The organism is Glaciimonas sp. Gout2 (assembly GCF_035018905.1).
GTDB lineage: Bacteria > Pseudomonadota > Gammaproteobacteria > Burkholderiales > Burkholderiaceae_D > Glaciimonas.
Genome location: NZ_JASJXA010000044.1, coordinates 18,764 through 28,584, shown reverse-complemented (window position 1 = coordinate 28,584; position 9,821 = coordinate 18,764). Strand labels below are relative to the sequence as shown.

General features: G+C 51.1%; 14 protein-coding genes. 12 read left to right on the top strand and 2 right to left on the bottom strand.

Annotated features, from left to right (window positions below):
- The 3 genes from QN379_RS20180 to QN379_RS20170 form a co-directional block, all read left to right on the top strand.
- Positions 1–245 (top strand): type II toxin-antitoxin system RelE/ParE family toxin (locus QN379_RS20180; RefSeq protein WP_323507433.1); only part of this gene is annotated, 245 nt, incomplete at its 5' end.
- Positions 238–561: an XRE family transcriptional regulator gene (locus tag QN379_RS20175; RefSeq protein WP_322238089.1), complete on the top strand. Its 324-nt coding sequence runs from the start codon at positions 238–240 to the stop codon at positions 559–561. The genes QN379_RS20180 and QN379_RS20175, both read left to right, overlap by 8 nt.
- 447 nt (positions 562–1,008) lie before the next feature.
- Positions 1,009–1,245, top strand: a complete 237-nt coding sequence (locus QN379_RS20170) for a hypothetical protein (protein WP_323507431.1) — start codon at positions 1,009–1,011, stop codon at positions 1,243–1,245.
- Positions 1,246–1,307: 62 nt separating this feature from the next.
- On the opposite strand, the gene QN379_RS20165 is transcribed toward QN379_RS20170, so the two are convergent.
- Both QN379_RS20165 and QN379_RS20160 read right to left on the bottom strand, forming a co-directional pair.
- Positions 1,308–1,727 carry a hypothetical protein gene (locus QN379_RS20165; protein WP_322238093.1) on the bottom strand — a complete coding sequence of 140 codons (420 nt, stop codon included), beginning with the start codon at positions 1,725–1,727 and terminating at the stop codon, positions 1,308–1,310.
- A gap of 166 nt (positions 1,728–1,893) precedes the next feature.
- Positions 1,894–2,220 carry a hypothetical protein gene (locus tag QN379_RS20160; protein ID WP_322238095.1) on the bottom strand — a complete coding sequence of 109 codons (327 nt, stop codon included), beginning with the start codon at positions 2,218–2,220 and terminating at the stop codon, positions 1,894–1,896.
- Here QN379_RS20160 and QN379_RS20155 point away from each other — a divergent pair.
- From QN379_RS20155 to QN379_RS20115, 9 genes are all read left to right on the top strand, one after another.
- Entirely contained in the window at positions 2,219–3,367 is a 1,149-nt protein-coding gene (locus QN379_RS20155; protein WP_322238097.1) for an ABC transporter substrate-binding protein, read from the top strand. The two genes, QN379_RS20160 and QN379_RS20155, sit on opposite strands and share 2 nt — an antisense overlap.
- Positions 3,368–3,385: 18 nt before the next feature.
- Positions 3,386–4,258, top strand: coding sequence for a branched-chain amino acid ABC transporter permease (locus tag QN379_RS20150; protein WP_322238099.1), 873 nt, complete (start codon positions 3,386–3,388; stop codon positions 4,256–4,258).
- Between the two features lie 11 nt (positions 4,259–4,269).
- Positions 4,270–5,151 (top strand): branched-chain amino acid ABC transporter permease, encoded by an 882-nt coding sequence (locus QN379_RS20145; protein WP_322238100.1) that lies wholly within the window; start codon positions 4,270–4,272, stop codon positions 5,149–5,151.
- Positions 5,148–5,909: an ABC transporter ATP-binding protein gene (locus QN379_RS20140; RefSeq protein ID WP_323507428.1), complete on the top strand. Its 762-nt coding sequence runs from the start codon at positions 5,148–5,150 to the stop codon at positions 5,907–5,909. Before QN379_RS20145 ends, QN379_RS20140 begins: the two co-directional genes overlap by 4 nt.
- On the top strand, positions 5,906–6,619 hold the full coding sequence (locus QN379_RS20135) for an ABC transporter ATP-binding protein (RefSeq protein WP_323507427.1): 714 nt from the start codon (positions 5,906–5,908) through the stop codon (positions 6,617–6,619). Before QN379_RS20140 ends, QN379_RS20135 begins: the two co-directional genes overlap by 4 nt.
- 1 nt (position 6,620) lies before the next feature.
- Positions 6,621–8,213, top strand: coding sequence for an AMP-binding protein (locus tag QN379_RS20130; protein WP_322238106.1), 1,593 nt, complete (start codon positions 6,621–6,623; stop codon positions 8,211–8,213).
- 79 nt (positions 8,214–8,292) lie between these two features.
- Complete coding sequence (locus tag QN379_RS20125) at positions 8,293–8,766, top strand: MaoC/PaaZ C-terminal domain-containing protein (RefSeq protein WP_323507426.1); 474 nt, start codon at positions 8,293–8,295, stop codon at positions 8,764–8,766.
- A gap of 147 nt (positions 8,767–8,913) precedes the next feature.
- The gene (locus QN379_RS20120) at positions 8,914–9,357 is read left to right on the top strand and encodes a MaoC family dehydratase N-terminal domain-containing protein (RefSeq protein WP_323507425.1); all 444 of its coding nucleotides are present in this window, start codon (positions 8,914–8,916) and stop codon (positions 9,355–9,357) included.
- Between the two features lie 10 nt (positions 9,358–9,367).
- Positions 9,368–9,787, top strand: coding sequence for a MaoC family dehydratase (locus QN379_RS20115; RefSeq protein ID WP_322238112.1), 420 nt, complete (start codon positions 9,368–9,370; stop codon positions 9,785–9,787).
- Positions 9,788–9,821: the final 34 nt, after the last annotated feature.

Sequence of the window (9,821 nt, the reverse complement as noted above, 5' to 3'; positions counted from 1 at the left end):
TCCGATTTCCGCATTCGAGTGGAGTCAATGGATCACGGCATAGCCACATGCGCGAGCTTCGTGTCCAACATGCTGGTCGGCCATATCGATTGCTATTTGCGTTTGACCCTCGCCGATCCGTAATCCTATTGTTGGGTGGCGACAAGACCGGCAACCGCTGGTATCACGATAATGTGCCGATTGCCGATCGATTGTATGGCGAGCATTTGGAATTACTTAGAAAGGAAGGGCTGATTGATGACTAGGAAATTTTCGGAGCTTGAAAGTAAGATGTCGCCGGAGTCGCGTGCGCGTTCCGATGCGATCTACCGTCAACTTGTGGCGGAACTTCCTCTTGCAGAATTGCGCCGTGCGCGTGGTTTGTCGCAGAAAACGCTTGCTGGCGTGCTGCACGTTGATCAGGCCAGCATTTCTAAAATGGAGCGCCGCACTGACATGTATATCTCCACGTTGCGCAGTCATATTGAAGCGATGGGCGGAGAATTGGAGATCGTTGCCCGCTTCCCCGACGGTACAGTGAGGATCGCTAACTTTAAGGGTATCGAGCAGACGACCTCTTAAAATCGTCTAGGAAAGCAAATTAGCCCAAGTTGCGCCGGATTAGCCGACTAGATGTTTCTATAGATGCTGGCGAAGCGGTTTGGCGCGTGCGTAAATTCGTGCTTTGCGGCAGCTTGTCTGCCATTAATTGGCTCATTACTATTCTGCTCGATAGGTCATTACTACTTTGGCCTAACACACGCTTGCATGTTCATCAAAACTATTAGATACTCAAAAAATCCCTGAAAAAGAAGGGAATCGGGTTTAGTCGCCTGAATTATCCAAAGCGCACAGACGGCGCAATGCCGTTTTTTTTCGTGCGTATGCCTTGTTGCGCCTTCTTGGGGCGGCAATGGTTGGGAGGCTTCGGCCTGCCGATTGCTTTGGATATCGGTCGACTAACCCGGCTATTTGCCGCCCACCCGTTTAGTCGCGGGAGCGGATTAAACAATATCCAAGAAAACCAAAATGCCAACACACGCTCAAGCAAGCACCGTAAAAAATATCCATATAGTCGACAATCTCACGTTACTACATTGCCGTACCTCTGCGATCCTCGCCACCCTTTCAATGGCGTTTGACAGCCAGCAAGACGGACTGCCGAAAACAACCGTGCAAGAAGTCTTGGAAGTGGCCCAAGATATTTTTAAAAAAGCGCAAGAGGAAGTGACTGCACTCCAGGTGCGCATCACACCACTAGGCTAACACCACGGAGCGCCATCCGAGGATGGTGCCATTCGGCGTAAAAAGAAACATAACGCCGTGGTTTAGTCCGGTAACGCCGCATCAATCAGCAGATCCGCCGACATGAGCCGAATCCGATGATCGACAAAATAGCCTCCCGCCTCGGTATAACGTAAATAGAAGCGGCCGCATGTAAGGCAGCGCGTCACATTGCAGCGGTTGTAAGGGAAAAACCGTGGTGCGATTGGCGCGTCCGGCGATTCATAACGCGTGCCGGCCGGATGAAATTCGACAAACGTGGGTTCGACATAAGGATCTTCAAATAGCGTCCCGACCACTTCAAACAGTGCCTCGTCGAGCGATGGCGGCACAGTTTTCCAATCGACAACATTTTCTGGTCGACATTGGCAGGGTATGGTGGCGTTAACAGACATTTGGGACTTTCCGGACATTTTTGTCATGTCGGTCAAGCTTGCAAAATCCAGCACGACGGGATTTTTCATATCAATCTTTCTTGTTTTCCAAAATGCAACGATACCAATATTGGGGCGAATGTTTGGCCGACCTTTGGCTCGTTACTTCCCAGCTGGTTGTCGACTTATTGCGGCATTGTTACCACATTATTCCTGAGTTATTGGCTGATTTCCCCGATTGTCACAGCTAACCGCGTTACACGGCAAGCAGTTCTCCCGCAATTTTTATCGCTGCGATGTCGGCTACATCTAAAAATAAAAACGTTATCGGATTAAGGAAATGCGAATGCCCACTTTGGAAAAAGCGAATCCGGAGGCGCTTGTATTGCTCTATGATATTTTTGAAATACAGGATTATGCAACGCGGGCTTCGCAAAAATTCATCATGACTTCTCAAAAGATTGACGCTGAAGTGCGGTGAAAAACGGCAGGCTTGCGCAAAAACTGACAACATAAAATCATAATAATGAAGCTTAATCGTGCTAAAGGTGGTGCGATTCAAACTAAACCAGGAGATAGACATGCGCATTTTTGGACGAATTTTTACGGTCGGCTTGAAGGTGGCGGTTTTAGCCTTAGCATTATCTTCGGCATCCGCGACAGTGCAGGCACAAGACGTGACGATTGGCGCTTTGTTTCCAATGAGTGGCTTGAATGCATCCTACGGCGATATTTTTAGTTCAGGTGCCAATTTAGCCGTATCCCATATCAATGCGGACAATATGCTTGGCGGCAAACTAGCGATTCAATATGAGGACAGTCAGGGACTTCCGCAGCAAGGAGTCATCGGTATGAACAAATTGGTCAACGTACAGAAAGTCCCTTACGTTCTTTCTGCATTTACTGGCGTATCCAAAGCGATTTCGACCATTGCCTCGCGCACTAAGACGGTCGCTGTTAATGGCGGTGGCGTCGGTCCTGATCTGGCGGAATTGGGTCCTTATTTCTGGAACACGATCCCGTTGGCAAACTTTGAAGTTCAGGCGATGACGCCGTTCCTTATCAACGAACGTCATCTAAAACGTTTCGTCCTCGTATATGTCGACGACCCATTAGGGCAATCGATTCGTAAGGAGATGGAGGCGACCTTGACGGCCGCCGGTGGACAACTCATGGAATCACTTTCGGTTCCTGCCTCTGCGCAGCAGTTCAGCGGCATCGCTGCCCGTGTGCGCGCCGCCAATCCTGACGTGGTGTATATCGCGTCGTACGGTTCGCAGCAGTTACAGATAATCAAACAGTTCCGCGACAACGGAATCAAACAGCAACTGGCCAGTTACAGCGCATTTTCGGTGCCTGAAATCAATGCACAGCCAGAAGCGCTCGGTTCTTTGTACACCACGCAAAAGATTGATTGGGCTTCAAACGATCCTGTCACCAAGCGCTTTGTTGAGGACTACAAGAAAAAATACGGCAAGATGCCAACTGCCTATATTGCCAACTATTACAACGCAGTGCGCCTGTTTGCATTGCTGGGACAGCAATTACATCTAAAAGGCAAGCCGATCACCGGCGAGAATTTGTTAGCCCAACGTATCGAAACCAAAACCTTCGATCTGGTCGGCGGCAAGGTCACCATTAACGAAAACGGTACGGTGATCACCCCAATGCAGATTAATGAAGTCGATGGCAAAGGCGGCAAAACTGTCGGCGTAGTTGCGGTCAAGTAACAGAAAAGGATCGCAGTCATGCTGATATTACAGCTTTTGATTAACGGTCTACAGGTGGGTGCATTGTATGCACTCATTGCTGTTGGCTTCTCGCTGATTTTTGGCTCAACCAAGATATTTCATTTTGCGCACGGCTCGGCGTTCACCATTGCAGCCTACGTATTTTATGATTTGTATTCGGTGGTGCAGAGTCATTGGATTGTGGCGCTAGGCGGCGCCATCTTTGCGGCGGTGCTGTTTGGGATTTTGCTGGATCGGTTTGTATATGCACCCATTCAGCGTCATGAAGGCTCGTTTTTCACCTTGTTCGTGGCTTCGTTCGGCGTCGGTATCGTGGTTCAAAATGTGATCGGTATCATTTTTGGACGTAGTTTTGTATCGATCAGCACGCCGCTTAGCCGCAGTATCGAGATCGCGTCTGGCCTGTTTGTATCGCCGCTATCGGGCATCACCATCATTTGTGCGATCGTGATTTTTGGTGGATTGCAATATTTCCTCATGCGTACCCATGTCGGTATGGCTTTGCGTGCCTTATCTGAAAATCCTGAGCTGGTACGGACTTATGGATTAAGCCCACGTCGCTTGTCGACCATCGTATTTGCGCTCGGCTCTTTGATGGTGGTTCCGGCGGCGATTATCAGCGGTGCCAGTTCGGGTCTTAATCCTGCCATCGGCCATCACGTGATGCTCATCAGCCTTGCTGCCACCATTGTGGGCGGGGTCGGTAGCCTGCGCGGCGCGGCGTGCGCTGGACTGTTACTCGGCTTGGCAGAAAATCTGGCACTGGTTTATTTCGAACCGCAATGGAGCGAGGCGGTCACGTTCATCGTACTGTTTCTGTTCATTCTGTTCCGTCCCTCGGGCTTTTTCGGTCGCGCAATTACATCGTAAGGTGCTGATAAATGTTAGCTTACAGTCTTAATCTTGCGACGCTGATTTGTATCAATGCAGTGCTCGCGATTACACTCAATTTCATCATGGGATATGCGGGAATTTTTTCGATTGCCCATGCGATTTTTTTTGGTATCGGTGCTTATACCGCCGCCTATTTTGCGATTCATGTTAGCGCAGCCTTATTTTTGGCGGTCCCGGCGGCGATGATAGCGGCAGCGCTGATGTCACTGATTTTGGCATTGCCCGCATTGCGGGTACGTGGTGAGTATTTTGTCGCTGCGTCGCTCGGGTTGCAGGTATTGGGCGTGACGGTGTTTTCGGAATGGAAATCTGTGACCGGCGGTATCGGCGGCGTGATCGGGATTCCACCGGTTGAGTTGTTCGGTCATGCGGTCGTTGATCCGATGCAATTTTTGCTCCTGACCGTCGTTTGTCTGCTCATGGTCATTGGCATCACCAGCATTTTATTACGGTCCAGTTTTGGTCGCAACCTCAAGGCGATACGTGACAGCGAGTCCGCTTCATATGCATTCGGCAAAAATGGTGCGGCCATCAAAACCCTGTCCGTGATGTTGTCCTCATCGCTAGCGGCGGTGGCGGGCGCGTTGTATGCATTTTATTTAGGGTTCATCAACGTCGAAAGCTTCACGCTGGATACTTCGGTATTGCTGATGGCGATGGTGATTATCGGCGGTACCGGCACACTATTGGGGCCAATCGTCGGCGCTGCGTTGTTGATGCTGTTGCCAAGCCTGTTCAGTTATATGTCGTTTCTGCCACAGACCGAAATCGGCTCCATTCAGCAAATCGCCTATGGCGTCGCAATGGTGTTGCTGATGATATTTCGTCCCGGCGGCATTGTGGGCGCGCGCGCAAGGAGTGCAAAATGACGGCATTAACAGGACAGGTTTTGCTGGAAATTCGCCATCTTAATAAAAGCTTTGGCGGGCTAAAAGTCACCAATGATGTTTCACTTGCTTTGCGTGCTGGCATTGTGACGACGTTGGTCGGGCCAAATGGCGCTGGCAAGACTACGTTATTCAATCTGATTACCGGTCATTTGACGCCTGAATCTGGCGATATTCTCTGGAACGGGCAGTCGATTGTCGGCAAGTCGCATTGGCAGATCGGACGTCTTGGGATTGCCCGCACCTTTCAGGACCTGCGACTATTCGATCACATGACTGTTGAAGAAAATATTCTCACCGTGATGGAGCCAATTTCATGGTTCTGGCAACCGGGCGGCGCGGCTGCACGTAAGGCGCGACGCGACCGGGTGATCGAAATTCTGGCGGCAACGCGTCTGACGGAAAAAGCCCATGTACGGGCGATTGATTTAGCGTATGCCGAGCGTAAATTTCTTAGCATGGCCCGCATCATGGCGACCGATGCCAAAATCTGGCTACTGGATGAGCCTGCATCGGGGCTTGATCGTGGCTCATATGAACTGTTCCTTGAATTGCTGCGTAATGAAGTCCGCAAAGGTGTCACGGTATGCATCATTGAGCATAATCTGGACATCGTGATCGGCATTTCGGATCGTATTGCGTTTTTAGATCAAGGCAAGTTGCTAGCCGATGGGGAGCCGAAGAGCGTTTTGAATGATCCGCATCTGGCAGCGATTTACTTCGGAGAAAAAGCAGCATGACCAACCCTATATTTAAGACCGAAGGACTGATAGTTGGTTATGGCGGTCGGCCGGTTCTTGATGGCGTGAATATCGAACTGCGTTCCAATGAAGTGCTTTGTCTGATCGGTCATAACGGGGCCGGAAAATCGACCTTACTCAAAGCATTGTTTGGGTTGATTCCCCATCAAGGCGGACAGATGTTTCTGGATGGCAAGCCGTTGCCAGTCTCCGAACCGCGCGCGCTGACCGCGTCCGGTATTTCTCTAATGCCGGAAGGCCGCGGCATCTTTCCCGGTTTAACCGTCGCCGAAACTTTAAAGATGGGTTTGTGGGCGGCAGGTGTTCCAACAAACGAGCGCAGTGATCGACTTGAATGGGTGATGTCGGTATTGCCGCTGTTGCGGACTTTCTATGATCGTCCGGCGGGGACACTGTCCGGCGGGCAACAGCAGATGGTATCGATTGGACGGGCGCTGCTCAGCAAACCGCGTTGTCTTTTGATGGATGAACCATCGATTGGCCTTGCGCCAAAACTGTTTCAGGATCTGTTACGACCGATTCGCGAATTGCATGAGCAGACTGGTATGTCGATTCTGCTGGTGGAACAGAACGTCAAAGAGGCACTGAAAATTTCTGACCGCGTGATCGTCATGAAGTCGGGTGCCATTATTAGAGAGGCGCTGCCGGAAGAATTGTCTGACAACGCCAAATTGATGGAGCTTTATTGATATGTCCTCTTTGCTGACTATTTCAGAATTATTATCGCGTCAAGCGAGGCAGCACCCCGATCAGATTGCCTTTATCGATGGTGATCACGAAACGTCTTATGGTGAATTCGATCGCCTTTGCAACAATACTGCGGCGTGGTTATCCGATCAGGGTATCGGGCCGGGCGACCGGGTGGCGGTGTGGCTTGTTAATCGGATTGAATGGCTGACTTTATACTTTGGATTAGCCCGACTCGGAGCGTCGCTGGTCACAGTCAATACCCGCTATCGTTCGCACGAGTTGGAGTACATTCTTGAGCGCTCGCAAGCAAAGATGCTGGTGCTTCAGCTAAATTTTCGTAAAATCGACTTTCCAGCTATCTTACGTGACGTTAATCATGCAGCCGCCAGCATGCTCACCTGCGTGGCGGTAGTCGATGCGGATGAGGGCATGCCAACCAGTGTTCTCGGCAAACCGACAGTCGGTTTCCATCTTGACAGATTGCCGGATGCTACGGTGCCGGATCGTGGCTCTGAGGACGCACTAAGTATTCTGTTCACAACCTCCGGGACCACCAGCCAGCCCAAGTTGGTCATGCATTTGCAGCGCTCTATTGCCCTGCATAGCCAGCGTGCGGCAAAAGCGTATGGCTTTGAGGATGCCGGTGCACGCCTTTTGGGTGCGCTGCCATTTTGTGGCGTATATGGATTTAATGCAGCATTTGCAGCATTTTCAGCTGGTATACCGGTGGTGATCATGGATACCTTTGATGCAGAGTCGGCAGCACAGTTGATTAATCAGCACAAGGTCACCCATGTATTCGGTAGTGACGAAATGTATCGTCGGCTGGTTGATCAGCGGGGCGGGTACGATCCTTTTCCAACGGCACGCGTGTTCGGTTTTGCCAGCTTTCAGCCGGGCCTGAGCGAGTTCGCCCAAGAGTCCTGGCGGCGTCGGATTCCGATGACCGGACTGTACGGATCGAGCGAAGTGCAGGCACTATTTTCTTTGCAGTCCGCGACGTTGCCGATTACGCAAAGGATTGAAGGCGGCGGCGTACCAGCTAGCCATGACGCTGAAATCCGCATTCGCGACGTGGATACTGGTGAGTTGTTACCGGCGGGTGTCAGTGGAGTGATTGAGATTCGTGCACAGACCAATTTTGCAGGTTATCTGGATAATCTGGAAGCGACCGAAAAAGCAATCGACAAGGATGGTTTTTTCCGCACTGGTGATGTTGGCCTATTGCGGGAAGACGGCTCGTTTGTGTATCAGACCCGACTGGGTGATGCGATTCGTTTGGGTGGCTATCTGGTGAGCCCGGTTGAAATTGAAGATGTATTGAAAGCCATGCCCGGTGTCGCCGATGTGCAGGTGGTCGCAGTCGATATCGCGCGTCAGATTCGTAGTGTGGCGTTTGTGATCGCACTGCCCAATCAGGTGCTGCAAGAAAGCGAAATGATTGCCACGGCGGCGGCTAGCATGGCGGGCTTTAAGGTGCCGGCACGTATCTGGATGGTCGACGAATTTCCCACCACGCAAAGCCCTAACGGCATCAAGATACAACGCGCAAAATTACGCGAAATGGCTCTTCAAAGGATTGCACAGGCTTGACGCATCCCCAAGCTTGATTACTTGCGCCTATTCACCTGCTTCAAGCAGGACGACCCCAAAATAACTGGAGATTTTTTTCATGCGATCACTTTTTTTTGAAGATTTTAAGATTGATCAGACGTTCAAAAGCAGCGGCAGAACCATCACTGAAACGGATTTGACTTTCTTTTCCATGATGTCAGGCGACTGGAACCCTATCCATGCCGATGCAGAATTTGCCAAGGAAACCCGTTATGGTGAGCGCGTCGTACATGGGGTACTGGGCATTGCCATCTGCACCGGCATGCTGCACGAATTGGGTATTTTCGGAAAATCGGCGCTCGCCATGCTCAACTTGCGACACTGGAATTTTATGGCACCGTTACTGGTCGGCGATACGGTGCATCTGGAACTGAAAATAATCGAACTGGAAGTGGGGAAAAGGGGGAATAGCGGCCGCGTACGACGGCAGTTTCGCCTGATCAATCAAAAAAACGTGATCGTACAAGAAGGCGAAAGCGATATTTTGGTGCTCACGCACAGCGCCAGAGATGCCGTTGAGAACAAAGGATAACGCATGTCAGCGCTTATCCTTATCGATTGGGGCCTGTGAGCGTCATCCGCCAGCATTCGCAAGAATCCTCAGGCATCACTCATAGTGACACCACTTTAATGCGACTATTTCAGGGCATCGTTCTCTCTTTTTTTAAAGGTCAGCATCATGCTCGATAAGAACTACATAGGTCACAAATTGACCGGATTCAGTGCAGAAGCGAATGTAGAGCGGCTGCGCTTTTTTGCCAAGGCCATCGGTCAGCAAGATCCGATTTATACCGATATCTTAGTGGCGCAGAAGGCGGGTTATCCGACCGTGCCGCTGCCGCCGACTTTTCTGTTCTGTCTTGAGATGTCCGCTCCTAATCCCGCGGAAGTGCGTGATCTGCTGGGCATCGATTGGGGCAAGGTGTTACATGGCGGTCAGAGCTTCGTGTATCACCAGATGGCGTTTGCCGGTGACCGCCTCAGCTTTCAGGGGCAGATTATCGATATCTACGACAAGAAGGGCGGGGCGCTCGATTTTGTAGTGATCGATACCCGTGTGACCAATCAGGACGGTGCACTGGTGGCCGAACTACGCAAAACCACCGTCGTTCGCAACATATAGGAGAACGATCATGACATATCCTTCATTTGAGGCATTAGCGGTTGGTGACGCGATCCCGCCATTTACTACCGAACCGATCTCACGCCACACGCTGGCGTTGTATGCGGGCGCATCGGGTGACCATAATCCGATTCACGTTGATCTGGATTTCGCGAAACGTGCAGGGATGGACGACGTGTTCGCCCATGGCATGCTGTCAATGGCTTATCTGGCGCGTCTGCTGACTAACTGGGTGCCGCAAACGGCGATCCGTAGCTACGAGGTACGCTTTGTTGCCGTAACGCAAGTCGCTGAAAGCGTCACGTGCAGCGGCAAAGTGCTTGAGAAATTTACGCATGATGGAGAAAATCGCGTGCGGCTGGAACTGTCGACGGTGAGTCTGGACGGTGCTGTCAAGCTGACTGGTGAGGCCGTCGTTTCTCTATCGTAAATAGTGAACAAGCTGCATCAGGAGCGCAGGCAAC